Below are 23917 nucleotides of genomic sequence, written 5' to 3' on the forward strand. Positions count from 1 at the left end.
GCCGCGTATGTGACGCTCAGTCGCGGATGAAATCGATGAACGCGCGCAGCGGCGGCGGGATGAGGCGACGGCCGGAATAATAGAGAAACGGGCCGGAGAAAGACTGCCACCAGTCCGGCAGCACCGGCTCCAGCGCGCCGCTGGCGAGCGCCGGCTGGAGCCAGTCCTCGAACAGATGGACGACCCCGCCGCCCGCCATCGCCACATCGACCAGCAGGTCCACCGAACCCGCCACGCTGGCGACGAGCGGGCCCTGCGGCTCGATCCGGACGATCTCGCCGGCGCGCTCGAATTCCCATGGGCTGGTGAGCGCACCGCTGGTGAACCGACCGCGCAGGCAGGCGTGGCCCAGCAACTCGCGCGGATGGGTCGGCCGGCCGCGCGCCTCGAGATAGGCGGGTGCCGCCGCCGTCGCGAAACGCTGGATGCGCGGGCCGATCGGTACCGCGATCATGTCCTGCTCCAGCCGCTCGTCGTAACGGATGCCCGCGTCGCAACCCGACGCGACCATGTCGACGAAGCCGTCCTCCGCGACGATCTCGACCTGGATGTCGGGAAAGGCGGCGAGGAAGCCGGGCAGGATCGCCGGCAGCACCAGCCGCGCCGCGCTGACCGGCACGTTGAGCTTGAGCGTACCTGCCGGACGGTCCCGGAACAGGTTGACGACGTCGAGCGCCGCCTCCACCTCGCCAAGCGCCGGGGCCAGCCGCTCGATCAGCCGCGTCCCCGCTTCGGTCGGCACGACGCTACGCGTCGTACGATGCAGCAGCCGCACGCCCAGCCGCGCCTCCAGCCGCCGCACTGCTTCGCTGAGCGTCGAGGCGCTCGATCCGACGGCCCGCGCGGCGTCGCGAAACCCGCGCGCTTGCGCGACCGCCAGGAAGGCATTGAGATCGCCAAGGTCCGCCTTCATCGTCCGGTTTTCCGTACAACCCGTGCGAATAACTCCGTCTTATCGCGATGGTCCGCAAGCCGTATTTCGTGGCCCAGCACAGGAGACACGACGATGACGATCGACCAGGCAGGCACCTATTCTCTTGCCGGACACAGCGTGAAACGGCTCGGCTATGGCGCGATGCAGCTCGCGGGCCCCGGCGTTTTCGGCCCCCCGCGGGACCGCGATGCAGCGCTCGCCGTGCTTCGCGCCGCCGTTGACGCGGGCGTCAACCATATCGACACCAGCGATTTCTACGGCCCGCACGTCACCAACCGGCTGATCCGCGAAGCCTTGTCCCCTTACCCCGACGATCTGATGATCGTGACCAAGATCGGCGCGCGGCGGGGTGACGACGCGTCCTGGATCCCCGCGTTCGCGCCGGACGAGCTTGCCCGTGCGGTCGACGACAATCTGACGAACCTGGGGCTGGAGACGCTCGACGTCGTCAACCTGCGCCTGATGTTCGACGTCCACGGCCCCGCCGAGGGATCGCTCGCCGCGCCGCTGAAGGTGCTCGCCGACCTGCAACGCCAGGGTCTGGTGCGCCATATCGGCCTCAGCAACGTCACGCCGAAGCAGCTGGCGGAAGCGCGCGCCATCGCCGACATCGTCTGCGTCCAGAACCAGTACAACCTCGCCCATCGCGACGACGATGCCTTTATCGACGCGCTGGCGACGGAGGGCATCGCCTATGTCCCCTTCTTTCCCCTCGGCGGGTTCAGCCCGCTCCAGTCGACGGCACTGTCCGACGTGGCAACGTGGCTGGAGGCGACGCCGATGCAGGTGGCGCTCGCCTGGCTGCTTCGGCGCGCGCCCAACATTCTACTGATCCCGGGCACCTCTTCGGTCACGCACCTGCACGAAAATCTCGCCGCGGCATCGCTGACGTTGCCCGACGACGCCGTGGCCGCGCTGGACGCGATCGGCGGCTGATCAGCCCGGCCGGTTGGCGAGCACCGCGTCGAGCAGGCCGGGAAAGCGCCGGTCGAATTCGGCGCGGCGCAACGTGTTGATCATCTCGCGCCCCGCCTGAACCGTCTCGATCAACCCTGCCGCGCGCAGCAGCTTCAGGTGGTTGGACAGCGTGCTCTTCGGGATCGTCTCACACGGCGCGGCGTCGGTGCAGCGCAGCCGCTCGGTCGCGGCGAGCCGCGCCACCATGGCCAGCCGATTGGGATCGGCCAGCGCATGCAGCGCGAGATCGAGTGGAACGTCCTCCAGCCGGGGATGGGTGAAGCGGGGCATGCGGCCGATATAGGCGCCCGGTCGAAATTTAATAGTTCGGTGTTCTTGAACTATAGAACCATAGCCCCATTTCCCGCCTGCCGACAGCACACGACGCCGTGATCGCGGGCCCAATTTTCGGAGAATGCACATGTCAGTTCAGGGCAAGACAGCGCTCGTCACCGGTGGATCGCGCGGGATCGGCTCGGCCATCGCCAAGCGGCTCGCGGCCGATGGCGCGCGCGTTGCGATCACCTATGCCGGCAACAAGGCCGCGGCCGATGCCACGGTGGCGGCGATCGAGCGCGCGGGCGGCACCGCTTTCGCCTTCCAGGCCGATGCCGCCGACCCCGCCGCGCAGCGGGCGGGCGTTGAACAGGCCGCCGCGGCGCTCGGCGGCATCGACATCCTCGTCCACAATGCCGGCGTGGCCGAATTTTCCGCCGTCACCGAGGATACCGACGAGACCTTTGACCGCCAGTTCGGCGTCAACGTAAAGGGCCTGCACGTCGGTACCCGCGCCGCGTTGCCGCATCTGCGCGACGGCGGGCGCATCATCCTGATCGGCAGCATCTCGGGCGAGATGGCCTTCCCCGCGACCACGGTCTACAGCGCGACCAAGGCCGCAGTGGCGGCGCTGGCGCGCGGCTGGGCGAAGGATCTCGCGTCGCGCAACATCCTGGTCAACACCGTGCAGCCGGGGCCGATCGACACCGACATGAACCCCGCCGACAGCGACTTCGCCGGGCAGGTGCTCGGCGCCATCCCGCTCGGCCGCTACGGCAAGGTCGAGGAGATCGCAGGCGCGGTCGCGTTCCTCGCCGGCCCCGATGCGAGCTATATCACCGGTACGACGCTCAACATCGACGGCGGCGCGACGGCATAAACCTTGAAGAAGGCGGCCCCTCACTCCGGGGGGCCGTCGAAGCGCATCGACGACCCTTATGCGCTGCGGGGGGTCTTCGAGCGAACATCGGCCCAATCTTGAAGACGGTTGGTTCGGTATCAGGAAGACATGGCGCCCGCCGCTCGAAGGCCTAGATGGCAGGCACGGAAGCCTTACCTAAAGCCGTCATATCCGGCGACCCAGCCCGACGGGTAACAGCTGTTTTTCTGTCATCCAGACAACAACTCAGAGCTGGATATGGCTGGGGCGGCAGGATTCGAACCTGCGCATGCCGGTACCAAAAACCGGTGCCTTACCGCTTGGCGACGCCCCAACAGGAAGGGCGGCCTTATAGCCGCCGCGGCGGGGTTGGGAAGCCCTGCCGTGCGGCTTTGTCGGGCCGCCGCCGCGCCTTCCGGTCAGCCCAGCCGCTGCAGCCAGCCGTGCGGGTCCGCGCCGCGGCCGCGCTGGATCGCAGTGAGCGCGTCGAGCATGCGCTGCGTCGTCTGGCCGGTGCCGCCCGTACCGATCGTGAAGCCACCGTCCGCGCTCTTCACCTCACCGATCGGCGTCACCACCGCGGCTGTGCCGCAGGCGAACGCCTCGGTCAGGCGGCCGCTCGCCGCGTCGGCGCGCCACTGGTCGATGCCGTACAATTCCTCGCGCACCGCGATCCCCTGATCACGCGCGATGCGGATGATCGAATCGCGGGTGATCCCGGGCAGGATCGTGCCGGTCAGCGGCGGCGTCACGATGCTGCCGTCGTCGAACACGAAGAAGACGTTCATGCCGCCCAGTTCCTCGACCCAGCGCCGCTCGACCGCATCGAGGAAGACGACCTGGTCGCAGCCCTGGCGGATCGCCTCCGACTGTGCGGCGAGGCTGGCGGCGTAGTTGCCGCCGCACTTGGCCGCGCCGGTGCCGCCGGGCGCGGCGCGCGTATAGTCGCGGCTGACCCAGATCGACACCGCGCGCGCCCCGCCCTTCCAATAGGCGCCGACCGACGAGGCGATGACCATGTAGAGATATTCGGCGGACGGCTTGACGCCCAGGAACGCCTCGCTCGCGATCATGAAGGGCCTGAGGTACAGCGCCCCGCCCTCGATCGAGGGGATCCAGTCGCGCTCGGTCTCGACCAGCTTGCGGCAGCTTTCGAGGAACAAGTCGTCGGGCAGTTCGGGCATCGCCAGCCGCCGCGCCGAATCGCGAAAGCGACGGGCGTTGGCATCGGCGCGGAACAGTGCAATATCGCCGTCGTCGAGGCGATAGGCCTTGAGGCCTTCGAAAATCTCCTGCGCATAATGCAGCACCGCGGTCGACGGATCGACCGTCAACGGCGCGCGCGCAGTGATCTGCGCATCGTGCCAGCCCTGTTCCTCCGTATAACGGATCAGCGCCATGTGATCGGTGAAGACGCGGCCGAACCCGGGGTCGACCAGGCGCGCCGCCCGCTCGTTCGCCGCGACGGGCGCCGGATTGGGATCGAGGCGAAAAGCGGGCAGATCAGCGGACATGATGTTCTCTTCTCAGGCTTTCGGGGTTGCAGTCGCGTACGGGGGGTGGCTAAACCGGTCAACATGGCTGCCCCAGCTCTCTCCTCCGCCTCCGCCCAGTTCCTCCGCGAGTCCGAACTCCGTCGCGGTATGGAACTTCTGTATTTCGGTCACAGTCACCTCACCCGCTCCGTCGATCAGGGTCTCGCCGCGCAAGGGCTGGGCCGTGCCCACCACCGTGCGCTGTATTTCATCGCCCGCAAGCCCGACCTGACGGTCAGCGAGTTGCTGGCGCTGCTGGCGATCACCAAGCAGTCGCTCGGGCGGGTACTCAACGAACTGACCGACCGCAAGCTGGTCGAATCGCGCCCCGGCGAGCGCGACCGTCGTCAGCGGCTGCTGCGGCTCACCGCGGAGGGCGCGGCAATGGAGGCGCAGCTGTTCGAGGCGGTGCGCGCCAAGATGTCCGCCGCCTATCAATCGGCCGGGCAGGATGCCGTATCGGGCTATTGGGCGGTGCTGGAAGGGATGATCCCCGAAACGGAGCGCCCCTTCGTCGAGGCGCTGCGCGGATAGGCGACGCGGCGGGGGCTGGCGGGACGCGAAGGTCCGCCCCCCCGGCCCGCCACGCTCGGCGCTAGCAGGTTACAAGCGCGCAACCTTCGCGTTCGGGGGTTTACGCGTGCCACCGGCGCATTGCAAAGCGCCACCATGATCCTTGCCCTCCTGTTCGTCGCCGCAATCCTGGCCTTCGCGATCAGCACGGTCGCGGGCGGCGGTGCGGGGTTGATGCTCATCCCCATCCTCGCCGCGGTCCTGCCGAGCGTGCAGGTCCCCGCCGCGCTGTCGATCGGCACCGCGACGAGCGCGGTATCGCGGATCGCGCTGTTCCGCACCGCGATCCGCTGGGACATCGTGCGCTGGTTCCTGCCCGCCGCGCTCCCCGCGGCGGCGCTGGGGGCGTGGATGCTGTCACGGTTCGATCCGCTGTACGTGAAGCTGATCCTCGGCCTGTTCCTGGTCGGCAACCTGCCGCTGCTGCTGCGCCGCGGCGGTGACCCGGCGCAGGACGCGCCGCTGACCGCAGGGCCGGGCATTCTGCTCGCGCTCGGCGGCGCGGTCGGCCTGCTGTCGGGCTTCACCGGCGCCGTGGGCGTCGTGTTCAACCGTTTCTATTTCCGCCTGCGGATGAGCAAGGCGGAGATCGTCGCCACCCGCGCGATGAACGAGGTGCTGCTGCATATCGTCAAGATCGCGCTCTACGCCACGCTCGGCGTGCTAACGACGCGCAGCCTGCTGGCGGGCGGCGTGGTCGCGCTGGGCGCGGTGGCGGCGTCGTGGCTGATGGCGCGTCTGCTACACCGGATCGACGAGGGGCTGTTTCGCCGCGCGGGAACGGGCGCGATGGTCGCCGCAGGTATCGGCATGATCGCCACCGCCGCCCCGGCGGCGCTGCAGCGGCAGGGCGCCGGCATGGCGATGACCGGCACGGCCCGCGAGCGCGAGGTGCAGGCCTATTGGGGGCGGCATCGTTATGGCGTCGCATGGTCCGCGCATGGCGGCGTCGTGCTGGAAAAGCAGCTTTCGCTCGCGCATCTGAAACCGCGTTATGCGCGCGCCTTACCCCCGACGCCGGCGGGCGCCCGGATCGTCGCTATCGAGAAATTTGTGGAGATCGACCGCGAGGGGCTGGAGGTGCATTATGCCCGCGGTGCTGCACGGTGGGAGCGCGTCATCGTGACCGAGCGCGATTAACGTCTGATCCACCGACGTGGAGGCGGTGCCGGCGCCGCCCCTCGTCAGCGTGGCTGGATCAGACTCCGGAACGCGCGGCGGTCAGCCTTCGCGCGCCGCGGCGGCCATTTCGCGGTTGCGCCGCGCGGATGCGGCCAGCGTATCGGTCAGCAGCGCGACCAGCCCGTCGGGCCGATCGAGCACGTTCAGCCCGGCGCGCGTCGATCCGCCGGGGCTGGCGACGCGGTCGGCAAGCACGTGCGGCGTGTCGGTCGCTTCCGCCGCCATCATCGCGGCGCCTTGCAACGTCGCGAGTGCGAGACGGGCGGCCTGATCCGCGGGAAGGCCGAGCGCGGCGCCCGCCTGCGCCAGCGCGTCGGCAAAGCGAAAGACGAAGCCGGGGCCGCATCCCGCCAGCGCGGTGACGTCGTCGAACTGATCCGCCACCGCGATCCATTCGATATGGCCGAGCGGGCGCATCAGCGCCGCCGCGGTCGCGCGGGCCGCGTCATCCGCCTGCACGGTGTTGAGCGCGACGACCCCCTTGCCGATCGCGACGGGCAGATTGGGCATGGCGCGCACGATGTTGACCGCCCGCGGCACGACCGCGGCGATCGGATCATGCTCCACCCCGGCGAGGATCGACAGCAGCAGGCGCGGCGCATGGCCGGCGAGCGGGCCGTCGCGAAACAGGCCGAGTTGCTGCGGTTTGAAACCCAGCATGACGATGTCGAACGGCGCGCCGGCGTCGGCCGAGGGCACCGCCGTCACCACCCGCACGCCATCCGGCATCGACCGCCCGCTGGGGCTGACCACGGTTACCTGCGCCGGGTCCAGCCCGGCCGCGATCCAGCGGCGCAGCATCGCGCCGCCCATGTTGCCGCATCCGACGAGCAGCATCCGCCCCTGCGGCAGGTCGGTCACGGCCTTACGCCTCGCCCTGCGTCTCGATCAGCGCGGCGGCGAGCGCCTCGCGCGGGGTCTTGCCGCCCCACAATACGAACTGGAACACCGGATAGAAGCGCTCGCATTCCTCGATCGCCGATTCGACGAGCAATTCGGCGCCGCCCAGCGTCATCGTCCCCTCGTCCTCGCCGTCGACCATCACGGCATGGCGATAGAGGAGCACGCCCGACGACGACCACAGTTCGAAATGGCCGATCCACAATTGTTCGTTGACCAGCCCGATCGCCTCATAGACCGCGGTGCGACGGTCGTCGGTGACCTTGATGTCGGGAAACGCGAGGAATTGCAGCACGCTGTCGTCCTCGCGCCACAAGGCGCGCAGCTCGTACGTCGTCCAGCTGCCCTTGACCGTCGCGACGATCTCGTCCTCATGCCGCTCATGGTCCCAGCCGTGCGCGGCGTAATAGGCCTCCAGCATGTCGATGGGGGCGGCGGAATCCTGTTCGTGGTCGGCGTGGTCCAGCATGGCCATCACCCCTTATCGCACGAAGACGCGGCGGCGGCAAAAGCCCCGCTGCATCGCCGGTCGCCGGATCTGCGCAAAATATGTGGAAAAGTCAGGCGGCGGGCCCCGCATCGGCCGTACCGCCGGCGGCGACCTTCGCCTCCAGCGCGTCGAGCCGCGCCTTCAGCGCATCGGCCTCGTCGCGGGCGGCGATCGCCATCGCCTTTACCGCGTCGAATTCGTCGCGGCTGACGAAATCGAGCCCGCCGATCCATTCGCGCGCCCGCGCGCGGGCGTTCGATTCCGCCTCGCGCCCGACACCGGCGAGCGTCCCGGCCGCGCCGTTCACGAACTTCACGACATCATCGAACAGGCGGTTTTCGGTCTGCATGGGCTGTATCCGGTACGAAAAGAAACGATCGTCACAGCATCTGGGACGTGTGCGCCGCCGGCACAAGGGTTTCGGCGTCGGGGTTGAGCTGCCCGATCCGCCAGGTCAGCACGCCCGCGAAGCTGATCCACACCAGATACGGGACCATTAGCCACGCCGCCGCGACGCGGATGCGCGAAAAGGCGACGGTGGTGGCGATCGCCACGACCAGCATTGCGACGATGACGAGCAGCGCCGCCTCAACCCGGTGCATCCCGAAGAACAGCGGCGTCCAGATCAGGTTGAGCGCGAACTGCACGCCGAACAGGCCGATCGCGGGACCGCGGCCCTTGGCGCCGCGCGCGTGCAGGATCATCGCCAGCGCCACACCCATCAGGATGTACAGGCCCGTCCACACGATCGGGAACACCCAGCCGGGCGGATTGAGGTCCGGTTTGGCCAGCGCCATGTACCAGCCGCTGTCCGCACCGGTCGGCACCGCGCGCCCCGAGGCGAAGCCCAGCAGCAGGATCAGCGGCACGCTCACCGCCGCCCAGCGCAGGAACGACATGCGAAGTTGACCCTTGGACGCGACGACGTTCACCCGATGCTCCATCCTATGCCCGGCCGCGCGGCTCTGCCTTGCGGCGCAGCATCCGTAAAGCGTCCGTTACGGTTATCGTTCCGTTTGCGGTCCGACACGGTGCGCGGCGACCAGAAATTCCACATTGCCCTCGGGCCCCGTGATCGGGCTGGCCACGACCCCCGCGACGCGCCAGCCGCTGTCCTCCAGCCAACGCGTGACCTCCGCGCAGACGCGTGCGTGCACCGCCGGATCGCGCACGACGCCGCCCTTCCCCACCTCTTCCCGGCCCGCCTCGAACTGCGGCTTGATCAGCGCGAGCAGGCGGCCGCCGGGGCGGACGAACGACAACGGCCGTTCCAGCACCTTGGCGAGGCCGATGAAGCTCGCGTCGCACACGACGAGGTCGATCGGCTCGGGGATTTGCGCGTCGGTCAGGATGCGCGCGCTCGTCTGTTCGTGGACGACGACGCGCGGATCCTGACGCAGCTTCCACGCCAGCTGGTTGGTGCCGCTGTCGACCGCATAGACGCGGAGCCCGCCGCGGCTGAGCAGCACGTCGGTGAAGCCGCCCGTCGACGATCCGACGTCGATCGCGACCGCGCCCGTCACATCCCATTCGAACGTGTCCAGCCCGTGCGCGAGCTTGATGCCGCCGCGCGAGACCCAGGGATGGTCGCGACCGCGCACGTCGATCGCGACGTCGTCGGCGACGCTCTGCCCCGGCTTGTCGACCTTGCGGTCGCCGACGAAGACGAGGCCCGCCATGATCAGCGCCTGCGCCCGGGTGCGCGACTCGGCGAGGCCGCGATCGACGAGAAGCTGGTCCGCACGGGTCTTTGCCATGCTGCCCGATAGCGGCTTCGCCCCCCCGCTTCCACCCGGCGCTTCCACCCGGCGCGCGCCGCCCTCCACCGGGCGCAGCGCTATTGCCTATCGGAATAGTAGATATAACGTTCGGGATCGGGGGGCGTGCCGGACGGCGTCGCTCGAACGACGGCCGGATGCGCCCTTTCGCTCTGGAGGGAGATGGCAATGACTGGTTTCGCGACGTTCGAATCCGCCGGCCCGACGATCCTGACCGTGCCGGGCCTCGGCGGGTCAGGCCCCTCGCACTGGCAGACGCTTTGGGAAGAGGCGCGGCCCGACACGGTGCGCGTCGAACTCGGCATGTGGAACACGCCGCATCGCAACGCCTGGGTGACGAAGCTCGACCAGGCGATCCGCGCGGCACAGGCACCGGTGATCCTCGCGGCGCACAGCCTCGGCTGCCTCGCGGTCGCCTGGTGGGCGGAACTGAGCCCGCAGCCCTATGGCTGGCCCGTCGCAGGCGCGTTGCTCGTCGCCCCCGCCGACGTCGACCGCCCCGACGCGCCCGAGGCGTTGAAGGGCTTCGCGCCCTCGCCGCGCACCCCGTTGCCCTTCCCATCGATCCTCGTCGCCTCGCGCGACGACCCGTGGATCACGATCGACCGCGCGCACAGCCTCGCGGCGGACTGGGGCAGCCATTTCGTCGACGCGGGCGCGCAAGGGCACCTCAACGCCGCCAGCGGCATCGGCTGGTGGCACGAGGGGCAAGACATGCTGAACCGCGTCATCGCCGCGAGCAGCGACGCCCGCGGCCACGCCCGCACCCCCGGCGACGCCCGCGCCATCCTCGCGGTCAACGCCACCGACGCGGCGCAGGCGCATTATCTGGGGCGGTGACGGGTCAGCGGCGGGTGTCGAAGGCGAGCATTGACGGCGCCGCTGCGACGCCCTCCACACTGACGAAGTTGCGGAAGCGCGCCGAATTGAAACCGATCGCATAGGTGCGGCCGGCAACGGCGGTGCAGTGCATCGTGAATGTCCTGCCATCCGGCGATTGCTGCGGCTTGCCGTCGCAAGCGGGATAGTCGCCGACGTTGCTGGTCACGAACGAATAGCTGCGCGCGCGCATCGGCCGGTCGAACGTCACGCTCAGCGTATAGGGGCCGGGAGCGATCGTCGCGTCCTGCACCGGACTGGTCGACACCACATGGGGCATCGTCGGCGGGATGCGCTTGAGATACGTGACGAACGGCGTCCCCACGCCCGCCGCCTTTCCGCCGACCGAGAAAGCGGAATCGCCGAAGCCGAGATCGCGCACGCCCGACAGCGGCAGCTTTTGCAGTGCGAGCAGCGCCGGCCCCGAATCGGAACCGGGCTTCAGCCGTCCGGCGACCTCGCACAAGGTCGCTGCGCACAGGACGCGCAGGCTGTCGACGCCGGCGATCCCGCCGAACCGTTTGGCGAGCGCCGCTTCCGCGCCGGGCGCCCAGGCCGCATCCCGTGCCTCGCGCCGGACTTGCCCATGCAGCTCCGAAACCTGATCGGGATGGTCGACGGCCAGCGACCCGAGCAACGGATCAGGCATCCGCCGGTCGCCCTTGCCCGGATCGTTTTGGGAGAAAGTGCCGGTCAGGGCGAGCGCGGCGACCAGACCCGTGAGCATCGTCATGGCAAAAGCACCTTTTCGTGACAGCCCCGTCGCCCGATGCGGCGGGGCCGGCACAGGCTGTCCGGCACCGGGCGGTGGCGGCGCCACCCCGATTTGCTCGTCACGATTTTCTTGGGCGACCAGCAGGCGCGCGAGTTCGCGGCTGCTCGCGGCGCCGGTCTTGCGACGTGCCTCACGCAACCGCTCGTTCACGGCGTTGACCGATAGCGCGGTTTCGCCAGCGATGCTCTTGGCAGTGTGACCAGCGGCCAGGAGGTGCAGGATGCGGCGTTCGGCCGCGGTCAGCGCGTCGAACGTGTCCCCCTGCCCCGGCACCGCGATTTACGCCCGCGCGCCCTCGGTCACACCGGCGCTGTTGTGGCGCAGCGCCTTCAGCACCGTGTCGACGATCGCCTCCGCGTCGAGGCCGGCCTGCGCATATTGCACCTCGGGCTTGTCCTGGTCCTGAAACAGGTCGGGCAGGCGCATCGTGCGCAGGCGCAGGCCGCCGTCGATCAGCCCCTCGTCGCTCGCCAGCGTCAGCACGTGCGCGCCGAGGCCGCCGACCGCATTCTCCTCGATCGTCACCGCGACCTCGTGCGTCGTCAGCAGGCGGCGGATCAGCGCCTCGTCCAGCGGCTTGGCGAAGCGCAGGTCGGCGACGCTCGTCGACAACCCCTTCGCCTCGAGCACGTCGGCGGCGCGCAGCGCCTCCGCAAGCCGCGTGCCGAGCGACAGGATCGCGACGGTCTTGCCCTCGCGCACCAGCCGGCCCTTGCCGATCTCCAGCCGCTCCGGCACCTCCGGCAGCGCCACGCCGGTGCCGTTGCCGCGCGGGTACCGGACCGCGATCGGGCCGCTGTCATGGAGCGCGGCGGTGTGCGTCATATGCACCAGTTCGGCCTCGTCCGCCGCCGCCATCACGACGAAATTGGGCAGGGTCGCCAGATAAGTGACGTCGAAGCTACCCGCATGCGTCGCGCCGTCCGCGCCGACCAGCCCTGCGCGATCGATCGCGAAGCGCACCGGCAGGTTCTGGATCGCCACATCGTGCACGACCTGGTCGTAGGCGCGCTGCAGGAAGGTCGAATAGATCGCACAGAACGGCCGCATCCCCTGCGCCGCAAGGCCAGCGGCGAATGTGACGGCATGCTGTTCCGCGATGCCGACGTCGAAGGCACGATCGGGGAACGCCTTGGCGAAGCGGTCGACGCCCGTGCCCGACGGCATCGCCGCGGTGATCGCGACGATCGTCGGGTCGCGCTGGCCTTCCTTGACCAGCTGATCGCCGAACACGTTCTGATATTGCGGCGGCCCCGGCGGCGCCTTCGCCTGCGCGCCGGTGATGACGTCGAACTTCTGGACGCCGTGATATTTGTCCGCCGCCGCTTCGGCGGGGGCATAGCCCTTGCCCTTCTTGGTGACGACGTGGACCAGGATCGGCCCTTCCGCGGCGTCGCGAACGTTCTCGAGCACGGGGATCAGATGGTCGAGATTGTGGCCGTCGATCGGGCCGACATAATAGAAGCCCAGTTCCTCGAACAGCGTGCCGCCCATCGTCATGCCGCGCGCATATTCGTCGGTCTTGCGCGCCGCCTTGTGCAGCGGGCGCGGCAGCCGGCGGGCGAGCCGCTTCAGCACGTCGCGCACGCCCAGGAATTCGCGGCTCGACACCATGCGCGAGAGGTAGGCGGACAGGCCGCCGACCGGCGGCGCGATCGACATGTCGTTGTCGTTGAGGATGACGACCAGGCGGTTGCCCGCGGCTTCCGCGTTGTTCATCGCCTCATAGGCCATGCCGGCGGACATCGATCCGTCGCCGATCACCGCGATCGCCTTCGACGGCGAACCCGACAGCCGGTTGGCGGTCGCGAAACCGAGCGCCGCAGAGATCGACGTCGACGAATGCGCCGCGCCGAATGGATCGTATTCGCTCTCGGTCCGCTTGGTGAAGCCGGACAGGCCGCCGCCCTGGCGCAACGTACGAATGCGGTCGCGCCGTCCGGTCAGGATCTTGTGCGGATAGCATTGGTGGCCGACGTCCCAGATCAGGCGATCGGTCGGCGTGTCGAACACATAATGGATCGCGACGGTCAGTTCGACGACGCCGAGCCCGGAGCCGAGATGCCCGCCGGTGGTGCCGACCGCCGAGATCGTCTCGCTGCGCAGTTCGTCGGCGAGCTGGCGGAGTTGTTCCGGCTTCAGCTTGCGCAGGTCGGCGGGGGTCTTGACGGTGTCGAGCAACGGCGTGTCAGGAAGTTCGGACATCCGAACCGCTTACCCGTTCCGACACAAGGTGTCGATTGCCGGTCTGATTCCGGTTCCGATCCGATCCCGTTCAGTGCGTCGCGGCGGCGCAGGCCGCGCACAGGCCGCGCACCTCGACGACGGGACGAACCGTCTTGAATCCAGCGGCTTGCGCGGCGCTGCGCACACCCTGCGTCAGCGGATCGTTGTCGATATGCACGATCTGCCCGCAGGAATCGCACACCAGGAAGATGCAATCGTGCAGGCATTCCGGGTGAGCGTTGGCGACATAGGCGTTGGCGCTTTCCACCTTGCGCGCCAGGTTGGCGGCGACGAACACGTCGAGGATACGGTAAACGCTGTTGGCGGCGACGCGGCGCCCCTGCGCCTGCGACACGGCTTCGGCGAGGTCGTAGGCGGATGCCGGCTTGTCGAACGCGGCGAGCGCCGCGAACACGGCGGCGCGCATCTGCGTCCATTGTTCGCCGGCGCGTTCCATCGTCGCCTGCGCGACCTCGGTCAGTTCGTCGCCCTGCGGCTCGTGATGCGTGTGCGCGTGCGCCATATGGGGGATTTAAGGCGGGGCCGCCGCTGCGACAAGCGTCCTGCCGCAGCGGACGCGCGCGATCAGTGCGTCGCGCGCCGATTGAGGTCGTGACCGAAGGCGAGCAGGCCGACGCCGATCACCGTCCACAACGTCTCCGCCCCGCCGCCGCCCTCGTGCGGCAACGTCATCGCGCCCGCCATGATGCCCAGGCCCAGCGCGCCCATCGCGACCGGCATGATATAGCCATGCTCGATCACCCCGCGCCCCAGCGCGAGCGCGCCGAGCAGGATCGCGATGGACAGGCCCACTTCGTGAAAGATCGGGTTGAGCAACAGACCGCCCGCCGCCGACAGCATCGCGAGCAACACCGCGCTCGCCAGGCAATGCACGACGCACAGGCCCGACAGCGCGATCGCCGCGCGATCGAGTCCGGCCCAGCCGAAACCATTGAGAAGGCGAGTCGTCCGCGTCATCCGTGCCGGCTATCTAGGCGGCACAGCGACGGGTTACAACATCACATCACCTGCCGGCGGCAATTTTCCCCAACCGCTTCCCCAGCCCCTTCCGCAGCCGCGGTCGATCAAAACGATCGGCGCAATGCGCTGGCGAGGGGCACGGAAAGCGCTTATGGCCAGTGGATGCTCCAGCCCAGCGCCGCCTTCCTTTCGCGTGCCCGGCCACGCATCCTGTCGCGATGGCTCTACGCCGTCGCCGGCCTGATCGTCGCGATGGTCGTCGTCGGCGGCATCACCCGGCTGACCGAATCCGGCCTGTCGATCACGCAATGGAAGCCGATCAGCGGCATCGTCCCGCCCTTGACCCAGGCGCAGTGGCAGGCGGAGTTTGACGGCTACAAGCGCATTCCCGAATATGCCGCGTTCAACCAGGGCATGACGCTCGCCGGGTTCAAGGCGATCTTCTTCTGGGAATATGTCCATCGCCTGCTCGCGCGGGTGATCGGCCTCGCCTTTGCATTGCCGCTGATCTGGTTCGCGGTGCGGCGGCGCGTGCCCGCAGGCTATGGCTGGCGGCTGACCGCAATCCTCGCGCTCGGCGGGTTGCAGGGCGCGATCGGCTGGTGGATGGTCGCCAGCGGCCTGTCGGTGCGCACCGACGTCAGCCACGTGCGCCTCGCCGTCCACCTGCTGACCGCGCTAACCATCCTGGCGGGCATCGTCTGGACCGCGCTCGATCTCGCCGCGCTTGATCGCGATCCGCTGGGGCGGCCATCGCGGATGACGCGCGTCGGCGGCATCGCGCTGGCGATGCTGTTTGTGCAGATCTGCTGGGGCGCGTTCACCGCGGGGCTGGACGCCGGCTATGCCTTTTCCAGCTGGCCGCTGATGGGCGACAGCCTGTTTCCCGCGGGCGTGCCGATGCTCGCGCCCGGCTGGCGCAACGCGGTGGACAATCCCGTCGTCGTCCAGTTCATCCATCGCTGGTGGGCCTTCGCCGCCGCCGCCGCGCTCGTCTGGCTCGCGGTCCGCGCGACGCGGGCGGGGTCGCGGGCGGGCTTCGTCGTCGTCGCGCTGGTCACGCTGCAGATCCTGCTCGGCATCGCGACGCTGGCGAGCGGCGTCGAGATCGTCGTCGCGGTCGCGCACCAGGCGAATGCCGCACTGCTGCTGATCGCCGCCGTCGCCGCCGCGCATGCGGTCGGCCGGCACCACGCCCGACCGGCGATGTGACGAGCGGCTGACCTGCTGCGTCCTGTCGGGCATGCGCCGACGGCGAGCGGTGGTATCATTTTACCCGTCGCGAAACCCGCACTTTGCTTGACTTTGCCACCCCCTTCCAGCATTAGCCCGCTCGTTCGCGCCGCCTGTCAAGGGCGGCGCGCTTCGTTTCGAACCGGAAAGGTCCCGCCATGAAGGCGCTCATGAAGACCACCAAGGCGGCCAAGCCGCACGAGGTGGAGAAGAAGTGGCATATCGTCGACGCCACCGACCTCGTGGTCGGCCGCGCCGCGACGATCATCGCCAACGTGCTGCGCGGCAAGCACAAGCCGAGCTTCACCCCCCACGTCGATTGCGGTGACAACGTCATCGTCATCAACGCCGACAAGGTCCGCTTCACCGGCAACAAGGCCGGGAAGAAGATCTATTACAAGCACACCGGTTACGCCGGCGGCATCAAGGGCGTCACCGCCGCGAAGGTGCTGGAAGGCCGCTTCCCCGAGCGCGTGCTGGAAAAGGCCGTCGAGCGCATGATCCCGCGCGGGCCGCTCGGCCGCCAGCAGATGCGCAACCTGCGCATCTTCGCAGGCTCCGAGCATCCGCACGACGCGCAGAACCCCGAGGTCCTCGACATCGCGGGCATGAACCGCAAGAACAAGGTGGGCGCATAATGTCCGACAACCGCCAGTCCCTTTCCGATCTGGGCGCCGCGCTCAACCAGCAGCGCGAAGCCGCCGTCGCGGATTCCGACGGTCGCGCTGACGCCTATATGGCCGGCGAGCTGAACGAGCCGGTGCAGACCGCACCGCTGCGTGCGCAGGAACTCGACAAGTTCGGCCGCGCCTATGCCACCGGCCGCCGCAAGGACGCGGTCGCCCGCGTCTGGCTGAAGCCCGGCACCGGCAAGATCACGATCAACGGTCGCGATCAGGAAGTCTATTTCGCGCGTCCGACGCTGCGCCTCGTCATCAACCAGGTGTTCGGCATCACCGAGCGCGAAGGCCAGTATGACGTGGTCTGCACCGTCAAGGGCGGCGGCCTTTCGGGCCAGGCCGGCGCGGTCAAGCACGGCATCAGCCAGGCGCTGACCAAGTACGAGCCGGTGCTGCGTACGCCCGTCAAGCGTGCCGGCTTCCTGACCCGCGACAGCCGCGCGGTCGAGCGTAAGAAGTACGGCCGCGCCAAGGCGCGTCGCAGCTTCCAGTTCTCGAAGCGCTGATGCGGCTCGGGATGGCGATACGCCATCCCAGGACTCGCACAGCGCCGGCACTGGCAGGAGCTTGGCATTTACAAAAGGGGCGGTCCGGCAACGGGCCGCCCTTTTCGTTTGGTCATCGCCGCGACGCGCGTGCGGCAGAACGAAGACATCCTCATGTCGAACCCCCTGTGGATTCCCGTCACGATCGCCGCCGCGACGTTTCAGGTCGGGCGCAACGCGCTGCAACGCGGCGTCATGTCCGCCTCCGGCCCATGGGGCGCGACGCTGGTACGGTTCCTGTTCGGCCTGCCCTTCTCGCTCGTCTTCGTCGCGATCGGCGCGCGCCTGACGCCGGGGGCGGCGCTGCGCTGGACCGATGCGTTCTGGCTGTCCGCCGGGGTCGGCGCGGCGGCGCAGGTGCTGGCGACCGCGGCGCTGCTCGACGCGATGCGCCGGTCGGGCTTTGCGATCGGCACCGCGCTGCAACAAAGCTCGCTGCCGCTCGCCGCCGTGGTCGGCCTCGTCCTCTATCACGACCGGATCGGCGCAACCGCGTGGGTCGGCGTGATCGTCACCACCGCCGGGCTCGTCGCCCTGTCGTGGCCGCCGCCGGAACAGCGACGCGCCTCGCTGGTCGGCGCGGCGATGGGACTGACGTCGGGCCTGTTCTTCGGCTTCTCGCTCAACGCCTTCCGCCACGCGACGCTCGCGCTCGACGCCGCGCATCCGGTCTTCGCGGCGCTGGTCTGCGTCGCGGTCGTGCAGGCGATGCAGACGGCCGGGCTCACGCTGTTCCTGCTCGCGCGCGACCGCGCCGCGCTGGTCGAGGTCGCGCGCCACTGGCGTCCGTCGCTCGGCGCGGGGCTGTGCGGTGCCTGCGCCTCAGCCGGCTGGTTCGTCGCGCTGGCGCTGTCGCCCGCCGCCCCGGTGCGCGCGCTCGGCATCGTCGAGGCGCCGATCGCCGCGCTCGCCGGCCACCGCCTGTTCCGCGAGCGGCTGTCGCTCCGCCAGATAGTCGCCGGCGCTGCGATCGTCGGCGGCGTGCTGCTGACAACGCTGTTCTAGACGCGCACGATCCGCGTCGCCAATCGCGCCGCCTCGTCGGGGTCGTGCGTCACCATCAGGATCGGCAGGCCGACATCGTCGCGCACGCGGTCTATCGCGGCCATGATCTCCTCGCGCCGCGGCCGGTCGAGCGACGACAAGGGCTCGTCGAGCAACAGGAACGCAGGGTCGCTGAGCAGCGCGCGGCCGATCGCGACGCGGCGCGCCTCGCCCCCCGACAGCGTCCGCGGCCACCGGTCGAGCAGGGGGCCGATGCCGAGCATCGCCGTCACGCCCTCCAGGGCCGCGCCCTCGCCGGCCCCGTAGAGCAGGTTCGCGCGCACGCGCTTGTGCGGAAACAGTCGCGGCTCCTGAAAGACATAGCCCGCGCGCCGCGCCTCGGGCGGCAGGTCGGTGCCCGCCGCAGCATCGAACAGCACGCGGCCGCCCACCACGATCCGCCCGCGATCCGGCCGGAGCAGCCCCGCGACCATGTTGAGCACGCTCGTCTTGCCGACGCCCGACGGGCCGAACAGCACGGTCAGGCCCTCTCCCACCGCGCAGCTCAGCGCCACCTCCGCCTCGCCCAGCCGGCGCGCGACGTCGATCTCAAAGGACATGCAGGCCCCGCCGCACGCGCCGCGCGAGCAATTCGGACACCACCAGCGCGACCAGGCTGAGAGCCACCGCGATTCCCGACAATCGCCACACCATCGCATCCGCGCCGGGCCGCTGCAGCGCCGAATAGATGGCAAGCGGCAGCGTCTGCGTCTGTCCCGGCACGTTCGACACGAAGGTAATTGTCGCGCCGAACTCGCCGATCGAGCGCGCGAAGCCGAGCACCGCGCCCGCGAGCACGCCGGGCAGGCTGAGCGGCAGCGTGATCGTCCAGAATACGCGCCCTGGCGTCGCGCCCAGCGTCCGCGCCGCGCTTTCCAGTCGCCGGTCGACCGCCTCGATCGACAGGCGCATCGCGCGCACCATCAGCGGCAGCGCCATCACCGCCGCCGCGATCGCCGCGCCCGTCCAGCGGAACAGCACGCTCGCCCCGAACACGCGCAGCAACGGCGCGCCGAGCGGACCCGCCGGGGCGAACGCGAGCAGCAGCGCCCAGCCCGTCACGACCGGCGGCACGACCAGCGGCAGGTGCACCGCCGCGTCGAGCAGCAACTTGCCCGGAAACCGCCCGCGCGCGAGCAGCCATGCCAGCCCGAACGCGATGGGCAGCGTCGCCAGAATCGCGACGCCGCCGACCTTGAGCGACAGCGCGACGATCGCCCATTCCTCCGCGGTCAGCATCGCGCCGCCCGTCCGATCCAAACGCTGCCGCCGGCCACTTTCACTTCGGGTCGGTGAAGCCGTAATGGCGGAAGATCGCGCGGCCCTCGCTGCCGATCAGGAAGCGGCGAAAACCCTCCGCCTCCGCATGACCCGACGCCTTCAGCCGCGCGAGCGGATAGGTGATCGGCGGATAGCTCGACGCGGGCAGCACGCCCGCGATCCGCACCGCGGGCGACGCCATCGCGTCCGTCGCATAGACGATGCCGAGCGGCGCCGCGCCATGCTCGACCAGCGCGAGCGCCGCGCGCACGCTGTCGCCGCGTACCACCCTGGCCGCCACCTTGTCCCAGACGCCGAGCCTGCGCAGCGCCGCCTCGCCATAGCGTCCCGCCGGCACGGGCGCATCCGCCATCGCAAGCGGCCCCGCCGTCAGCACCCGCGCCAGCGCCGCGCCGCCGCGCGGGATACGGGTTGTCGTCCCCTTCGCCGCGACGATGACCAGCCGGTTGCCGAGGAACGTCGCGCGGCTCGCCGGCACGATCAGGCCCTTTGCCGCCAGCGTATCCATCCACTCCTGGTCGGCGGACACGAACAGGTCCGCGCTCCCGCCCGCCTCGATCTGCCGTGCGAGCGCGGAAGAGGCGGCAAAGGAGACGACCGGTTTCGCATGGCCTTTGCGTGCCCAGGCATCGGCGGCGGCGGTCATCGATTCCTGCAGGCTGGCGGCAGCAAGCACGAGCGGCCCGCGCTGCTGCGCATCGGCCGCGCCCGTGCTCATCGCCAGCAACACGGCCCCGAGCAGCATGATCCGGCGGGTGATGGTGGGCATCCGTCGTTCTCCTCAGCGCGCCGCGTCAACGACGTAGCGCTTGCCCGTCCAGCGCGCGGTCTGCGCCGCGCCGGGCCCGAAGCGCAGCGTACCGCCCTCCCCCTGCGCCAGATCGTATCCGGCGGGGTCGGCGATCGGTGCCGCGACGACCGCGGCATGATCGGGATCGTCCCCCCGGCGGACGACCAGGCGATAGCCCTGCCCCGGCGCAAAACCCTCCAGCGACGCAACGTCGGGCAGGCGGTCGCCGTCGAATTCGCCCTCCAGCACCAGTACCGGTTCGGCGACGCCATCGTCATGGATCGGCAGCCGCCCGGCGTCGCTGACCCGGTCCGCCCATTCGGCGACGGCGCGGCGATAGCGGACGAGCGGGTCGCCGCCGTACAGCGACAACGACAGCCGCCGCGCGCAGCCCGGCCGCTGCCGCTCGACCGCGCAGGCGCCGTGAACGATGCCGACGCCCACCACCTTGCCGTCCGCGACGACCACCGCGCCCTTCTCGCCGCAGGCATCCTGTCGACACGCGGTGAACAGCCAGCCGCCCGCGATCTGCCGCGGTTTGTCCCCCGGCCCGCCCAGCACGGTCAGCGCCTGGTCCGCGACGGGGGGCAGGCCATCGCGCAGCAGGTTGGCGCGCTGGCCCGCGGTCACCGCGCGGATCCCCTCCACCACGCCGGGCTGGACGAGCAGCTCGGCGGTGGTGGCGCACCCCTCCGGTTGCGACAGGCCGCACGGGGCCGTGACGGCGGCGGCAAGGGCGAGGAGGAGCATGCGTCGAACCTTTTCTGGCGGCTGATTTGGCGACTGGGCGGGGGACGTAACGCGCCGGTCAGCGCGGCGGCTGCGTCGCCTCGCCCGCGGGCCGGTTTTTGACGGTCCGGTCGAGGAAATCGAGGATCGTCGTCCACAGATGCTCGCTGATCCCCGGCCCGCCGACGCGGTGCGTTTGGCCGGGATAGAACATCATTTCGAACGGCGTGTCGCTGCCCTGCATCTTTGCCGCGAACTTGGTCGAATTGTCGAGGAAGACGTTGTCGTCCGCCATGCCGTGGATCAGCAGCAATGGCTGCGCGATCTTCGGCGCGTCCTCGACCGCGGCCGATGCGGCATACCCTTTGGGGTCCGTCGCGGGATCGCCCATGTAGCGCTCGGTGTAGTGCGTATCGTACAGCTGCCAGTCGGTGACCGGCGCACCCGCGACCGCCGCCGCATAGACGCCCGGCGTCTTCTCCAGCATCTTCAGCGACATATACCCGCCGTACGACCAGCCATAGGTTGCGATCCTGGCGGGATCGACGAACGGCAGCGTCTTCAGATAGTCCGCGCCCGCCTTCTGGTCGTCGACCTCGACGCTGCCCATCGCGTGATAGATCTGGTTCTCGAACGCCCGCCCGCGGTTGGGGGAGCCGCGATTGTCGATTTGGAAGAAGATATAGCCGCGCTCGACCAGATATTGCGGCAACGCGCCCTGCCAGCCCCGCGTCACCGTCTGGCTGCCCGGTCCGCCGTAATGCTGGAAGAAGACGGGGTAACGCTTGCCCCGCTCCAGCGGCGGCGTGATCATCTCCCAATGCAGCACCGATCCGTCGGCCGCGCGGATCGTGCCGAACTGCGTCGGCCTGTGCTGCGCCAGGTACGGGTAATAGGGATGGCCCGGCACCACCGCATTCTCGTTGATCCACGCCAGCCGCTTGCCGGTCGGGTCGGCCATATAGACCTGCGACGGCTGCGTTGGGCTGGAGCGCTGGATGATGAAGCGGCTGGCGGCGGCGTCCATCGTCGCCGCGTTCGTCCAGCCGCGCTCGGTCAGGCGCGTGATCGTCTCCGGCCGCGCGATGTCCACGCTATAGAGCTGCTGCTCCAGCACGTCGTCCTTGTTGGCGATGAAGTACAGCCGGCCCTTGGTCTCGTCGACGCCGACCAGCGCGGTGACCACCCACGGCCCCTTGGTCAGCTGCGTCCAGCGGCCGCCCGGCTGCCAGCGATAGAGGTGGCCATAGCCGTCCCGCTCCGACCGCCAGATCATGCTGCCGTCGGCGAGCGGGCGATAGGCGTCGGTAAGGTTGACCCAGCTCTTCTCCGGCGAACGCTCGGTGAACAGCACGCGCGCCTGCCCCGTCGCGGGGTCGACGCCCAGCATGTCGAGCGTCTTCTGGTCGCGGCTCTGCCGCTGAACCAGCAACGTCTTGCCGTCGGGCGTCCAGTCGACGCGGGCGAGGTAGATGTCGGGGTTCGGGCCCAGATCGACCTTGACCTGCCCCGTGCCGTCGGGGCGCATGACGTACAGGTCGACGCGCGCATTGGGCGTGCCCGCCGCGGGATAGCGTTGCTGATAGACGCTGGTGCCGGTCGCGCCGATCGACGCGCGCGTTGCGACATGGACGGGCGCGTCGTCGAACCGCTCGACCGCGACGAAACGCTCGTCGGGGCTCCACCAATAGCCGGTACGCCGGTCCATCTCTTCCTGCGCGACGAATTCCGCCTCGCCGAAATGCACCGTGCCGCCGCCGCCCGTGGTGATCGCGCGCGCGCCGCCGCCGGCAAGCGGCTGCACCCACAGATTCTGGTCGCGCACGAAGCTGACGAAGCCGCCGCGCGGCGACACGACCGGGTTGAGCGCGCCGCCCGGCGTGTCGGTCAGCTTGCGCACGCTGCCGTCCAGCCCGGCGAGGTAGAGGTCGCCGTCCAGCGGCACCAGGATCGATTTGCCGTCCGGCGCGAAGTCATAGGCGACGATGCCCTTCGACCCGCCGATCCGCTCACGCTCGCGCTGCATCTTCTCCGCTTCGGACAGCTCGGCGCCGCTGCCGACCTTCTTGCTGTCGACCAGCATCCGCTCCGCACCCGTGCGCGTGTCGCGCGCCCACAGGTCGCTGCGCTCCTTCTCGTCGGCACGGGCGCGCAGGAAGGTCAGCAGGCCGCCGTCGGGCGACAGGCGCAAGGCGCGCGGCGGCGTGCCCGACAGATCGGGGCTGCCGAACACGCGCTTCAGCGTCAGCGTCAGCGGCGCGGTCGCGGGTGCGGGTGCGGGCGCGGGCGCGGTAGCCTGCGCCCCTGCGTCAGCCGTCATCGCGGCCTGCCCCGCCGTTGCCAGCGCCATTCCCAATAGCCATGCGCGCATCCCGCCTCTCCATCCAAGTCGTGCCGGCGTTCATACGCCACGGTTCGCCGCCGTAAAGCACGCGTTTCGACACGGTTACCGTCGCATCAACCGTGTCTTTACGCGGTTCGGTATAGATCGATGTCCAGACAGGGCGCGTCGCGACGGCCTGTACGGACAGCGCGGCGTGTATTCTGCTCGTATTGGTCGGGGAAGTATGTTGGACACGGCTCGGACGGCATGGCACGCCAGTGCCTGGGACATGGTGGCGACGTTCGGCGCCACCGACGGCAGCGCCGCGCATCCCCATGTCACGCACCTGCTCGGCGCGGGCGTGCCCCCGCGCGACCTGTCGGATGCGATCCACGCCTTGTGCGCGACTCACGGCCACCACCCCGGCCTCGCGGCGGAAGCGCGCCTGCACGGCGTGCAACCCGATGCCGCCGACTGGCTGGATGCGATCGCCGACGCCTTCGTCGCGGAACGCGGCTATATCGCCCGCCTGGCCGCCGCGGCCGGGCCGCTCCCCTCCACCCCCGGCCAGGCCGAAAGCGAGGCGGCGCTGCTCACCAGCACGCATGCGCTCGAGATGCTGGCGCGGTCGGAACGGCGCGGCTGTGCGACCGGCGCAGTCGCCGCGCTCGTTCACGACTGGACGACGATCCGCCGCATCCTCGACCATGGCGCGACGCGCTTCGGCATCGAGGTGCAGCCGCCTGCCTTTCCGCCCGCAGCGCACACCGCGGAATCCGTCGCGATGCTCGGTGCGACCGCCGCGACCGAACGCGCGGTGGGCTTCGGCGCGCAACAGCTCTTCGCGCAGCATCGCGCGCTGTGGGACCTGCTGGAAGCGCGCGCCAGCGCCCGCGAAGGCTGATCGCGCCGGCATCGCGCTTGCG

General features: G+C 69.7%; 27 protein-coding genes, 1 tRNA gene and 1 pseudogene. 10 read left to right on the forward strand and 19 right to left on the reverse strand.

Going from position 1 to position 23917, the window contains the following annotated elements; genetic code table 11:
• Nucleotides 1-16 precede the first annotated feature (16 nt).
• Nucleotides 17-913, reverse strand: coding sequence for a LysR family transcriptional regulator (locus DM480_RS00320; RefSeq protein ID WP_115377047.1), 897 nt, complete (start codon nt 911-913; stop codon nt 17-19).
• Nucleotides 914-1006: 93 nt separating this feature from the next.
• Between DM480_RS00320 and DM480_RS00325 the strand changes: the two genes are divergently transcribed.
• Nucleotides 1007-1870, forward strand: coding sequence for an aldo/keto reductase family oxidoreductase (locus DM480_RS00325; protein WP_115377048.1), 864 nt, complete (start codon nt 1007-1009; stop codon nt 1868-1870).
• Here the strand turns inward: DM480_RS00325 and DM480_RS00330 are convergent, their stop codons facing one another.
• Nucleotides 1871-2182: an ArsR/SmtB family transcription factor gene (locus DM480_RS00330; RefSeq protein ID WP_115377049.1), complete on the reverse strand. Its 312-nt coding sequence runs from the start codon at nt 2180-2182 to the stop codon at nt 1871-1873. It lies immediately after the preceding gene.
• A 130-nt stretch (nt 2183-2312) separates the two neighbouring features.
• Here DM480_RS00330 and DM480_RS00335 point away from each other — a divergent pair, with 130 nt between their 5' ends.
• Nucleotides 2313-3047, forward strand: a complete 735-nt coding sequence (locus DM480_RS00335; protein ID WP_115377050.1) for an SDR family oxidoreductase — start codon at nt 2313-2315, stop codon at nt 3045-3047.
• Between the two features lie 259 nt (nt 3048-3306).
• On the opposite strand, the gene DM480_RS00340 is transcribed toward DM480_RS00335, so the two are convergent.
• Together DM480_RS00340 and DM480_RS00345 are read right to left on the reverse strand one after the other, a co-directional pair.
• A tRNA-Gln gene (locus tag DM480_RS00340) sits at nt 3307-3381 on the reverse strand.
• Between the two features lie 85 nt (nt 3382-3466).
• Entirely contained in the window at nt 3467-4561 is a 1095-nt protein-coding gene (locus tag DM480_RS00345; RefSeq protein ID WP_115377051.1) for a branched-chain amino acid aminotransferase, read from the reverse strand.
• Between the two features lie 63 nt (nt 4562-4624).
• Here DM480_RS00345 and DM480_RS00350 point away from each other — a divergent pair, with 63 nt between their 5' ends.
• Together DM480_RS00350 and DM480_RS00355 are read left to right on the forward strand one after the other, a co-directional pair.
• Complete coding sequence (locus tag DM480_RS00350) at nt 4625-5116, forward strand: MarR family transcriptional regulator (RefSeq protein ID WP_115377052.1); 492 nt, start codon at nt 4625-4627, stop codon at nt 5114-5116.
• Between the two features lie 135 nt (nt 5117-5251).
• The gene (locus DM480_RS00355) at nt 5252-6295 is read left to right on the forward strand and encodes a sulfite exporter TauE/SafE family protein (protein ID WP_115377053.1); all 1044 of its coding nucleotides are present in this window, start codon (nt 5252-5254) and stop codon (nt 6293-6295) included.
• Nucleotides 6296-6376: 81 nt separating this feature from the next.
• On the opposite strand, the gene DM480_RS00360 is transcribed toward DM480_RS00355, so the two are convergent.
• The 5 genes from DM480_RS00360 to DM480_RS00380 form a co-directional block, all read right to left on the reverse strand.
• Nucleotides 6377-7198 (reverse strand): pyrroline-5-carboxylate reductase family protein, encoded by an 822-nt coding sequence (locus DM480_RS00360; RefSeq protein WP_232834057.1) that lies wholly within the window; start codon nt 7196-7198, stop codon nt 6377-6379.
• Nucleotides 7199-7202: 4 nt separating this feature from the next.
• Entirely contained in the window at nt 7203-7712 is a 510-nt protein-coding gene (locus tag DM480_RS00365; RefSeq protein WP_115377054.1) for a YbjN domain-containing protein, read from the reverse strand.
• A gap of 85 nt (nt 7713-7797) precedes the next feature.
• Nucleotides 7798-8076: an accessory factor UbiK family protein gene (locus DM480_RS00370; RefSeq protein ID WP_115377055.1), complete on the reverse strand. Its 279-nt coding sequence runs from the start codon at nt 8074-8076 to the stop codon at nt 7798-7800.
• 31 nt (nt 8077-8107) lie between these two features.
• Complete coding sequence (locus DM480_RS00375; RefSeq protein WP_115380585.1) at nt 8108-8626, reverse strand: TspO/MBR family protein; 519 nt, start codon at nt 8624-8626, stop codon at nt 8108-8110.
• A gap of 105 nt (nt 8627-8731) precedes the next feature.
• A complete protein-coding gene (locus tag DM480_RS00380) occupies nt 8732-9484 on the reverse strand; it encodes a TlyA family RNA methyltransferase (RefSeq protein WP_115377056.1) in 753 nt (250 codons plus the stop codon).
• A gap of 189 nt (nt 9485-9673) precedes the next feature.
• On the opposite strand from DM480_RS00380, the gene DM480_RS00385 reads away from it, so the two are divergent.
• A complete protein-coding gene (locus tag DM480_RS00385; protein WP_115377057.1) occupies nt 9674-10345 on the forward strand; it encodes an RBBP9/YdeN family alpha/beta hydrolase in 672 nt (223 codons plus the stop codon).
• Nucleotides 10346-10349: 4 nt separating this feature from the next.
• Here DM480_RS00385 and DM480_RS00390 read toward each other — a convergent pair whose 3' ends face one another.
• The 5 genes and pseudogenes from DM480_RS00390 to DM480_RS00405 form a co-directional block, all read right to left on the reverse strand.
• The gene (locus tag DM480_RS00390) at nt 10350-11117 is read right to left on the reverse strand and encodes an Ig-like domain-containing protein (RefSeq protein ID WP_232834216.1); all 768 of its coding nucleotides are present in this window, start codon (nt 11115-11117) and stop codon (nt 10350-10352) included.
• A 135-nt stretch (nt 11118-11252) separates the two neighbouring features.
• Nucleotides 11253-11432, reverse strand: a pseudogene (locus DM480_RS18385) (LuxR C-terminal-related transcriptional regulator); the annotation flags it as partial.
• A gap of 6 nt (nt 11433-11438) precedes the next feature.
• Nucleotides 11439-13364: a 1-deoxy-D-xylulose-5-phosphate synthase gene (dxs, locus tag DM480_RS00395; protein ID WP_115377058.1), complete on the reverse strand. Its 1926-nt coding sequence runs from the start codon at nt 13362-13364 to the stop codon at nt 11439-11441.
• Between the two features lie 70 nt (nt 13365-13434).
• Nucleotides 13435-13908 carry a Fur family transcriptional regulator gene (locus DM480_RS00400; RefSeq protein ID WP_115377059.1) on the reverse strand — a complete coding sequence of 158 codons (474 nt, stop codon included), beginning with the start codon at nt 13906-13908 and terminating at the stop codon, nt 13435-13437.
• Nucleotides 13909-13970: 62 nt separating this feature from the next.
• Nucleotides 13971-14363, reverse strand: coding sequence for a MerC domain-containing protein (locus DM480_RS00405; protein ID WP_115377060.1), 393 nt, complete (start codon nt 14361-14363; stop codon nt 13971-13973).
• A gap of 165 nt (nt 14364-14528) precedes the next feature.
• On the opposite strand from DM480_RS00405, the gene DM480_RS00410 reads away from it, so the two are divergent.
• The 4 genes from DM480_RS00410 to DM480_RS00425 all read left to right on the forward strand — a co-directional run bounded on the left by DM480_RS00410 (nt 14529) and on the right by DM480_RS00425 (nt 17829).
• Nucleotides 14529-15578 (forward strand): COX15/CtaA family protein, encoded by a 1050-nt coding sequence (locus DM480_RS00410; protein WP_198665861.1) that lies wholly within the window; start codon nt 14529-14531, stop codon nt 15576-15578.
• A 179-nt stretch (nt 15579-15757) separates the two neighbouring features.
• Nucleotides 15758-16237, forward strand: coding sequence for a 50S ribosomal protein L13 (rplM, locus tag DM480_RS00415; protein ID WP_115377061.1), 480 nt, complete (start codon nt 15758-15760; stop codon nt 16235-16237).
• Nucleotides 16237-16785 (forward strand): 30S ribosomal protein S9, encoded by a 549-nt coding sequence (gene rpsI, locus DM480_RS00420; protein WP_115377062.1) that lies wholly within the window; start codon nt 16237-16239, stop codon nt 16783-16785. Before rplM ends, rpsI begins: the two co-directional genes overlap by 1 nt.
• A gap of 153 nt (nt 16786-16938) precedes the next feature.
• The gene (locus DM480_RS00425) at nt 16939-17829 is read left to right on the forward strand and encodes a DMT family transporter (RefSeq protein ID WP_115380591.1); all 891 of its coding nucleotides are present in this window, start codon (nt 16939-16941) and stop codon (nt 17827-17829) included.
• Here DM480_RS00425 and DM480_RS00430 read toward each other — a convergent pair.
• From DM480_RS00430 to DM480_RS00450, 5 genes are read right to left on the reverse strand one after another with little or no spacing between them, the layout of a single operon-like run.
• On the reverse strand, nt 17826-18428 hold the full coding sequence (locus tag DM480_RS00430; RefSeq protein ID WP_115377063.1) for an ATP-binding cassette domain-containing protein: 603 nt from the start codon (nt 18426-18428) through the stop codon (nt 17826-17828). The genes DM480_RS00425 and DM480_RS00430 overlap by 4 nt on opposite strands.
• Nucleotides 18418-19107: a molybdate ABC transporter permease subunit gene (gene modB / locus DM480_RS00435; RefSeq protein ID WP_115380593.1), complete on the reverse strand. Its 690-nt coding sequence runs from the start codon at nt 19105-19107 to the stop codon at nt 18418-18420. The genes DM480_RS00430 and modB overlap by 11 nt, the downstream gene beginning before the upstream one ends.
• A 40-nt stretch (nt 19108-19147) precedes the next feature.
• Nucleotides 19148-19918, reverse strand: a complete 771-nt coding sequence (gene modA, locus DM480_RS00440) for a molybdate ABC transporter substrate-binding protein (protein WP_115377064.1) — start codon at nt 19916-19918, stop codon at nt 19148-19150.
• 12 nt (nt 19919-19930) lie between these two features.
• Complete coding sequence (locus tag DM480_RS00445) at nt 19931-20689, reverse strand: hypothetical protein (RefSeq protein WP_115377065.1); 759 nt, start codon at nt 20687-20689, stop codon at nt 19931-19933.
• Between the two features lie 58 nt (nt 20690-20747).
• Nucleotides 20748-23018 (reverse strand): DPP IV N-terminal domain-containing protein, encoded by a 2271-nt coding sequence (locus tag DM480_RS00450; protein WP_443026404.1) that lies wholly within the window; start codon nt 23016-23018, stop codon nt 20748-20750.
• 217 nt (nt 23019-23235) lie between these two features.
• On the opposite strand from DM480_RS00450, the gene DM480_RS00455 reads away from it, so the two are divergent.
• Nucleotides 23236-23895 (forward strand): DUF6975 family protein, encoded by a 660-nt coding sequence (locus DM480_RS00455; protein ID WP_115377067.1) that lies wholly within the window; start codon nt 23236-23238, stop codon nt 23893-23895.
• The last annotated feature ends 22 nt before the right edge of the window (nt 23896-23917 follow it).

It is taken from the genome of Sphingomonas sp. FARSPH, from assembly GCF_003355005.1.
Taxonomy (GTDB): domain Bacteria; phylum Pseudomonadota; class Alphaproteobacteria; order Sphingomonadales; family Sphingomonadaceae; genus Sphingomonas.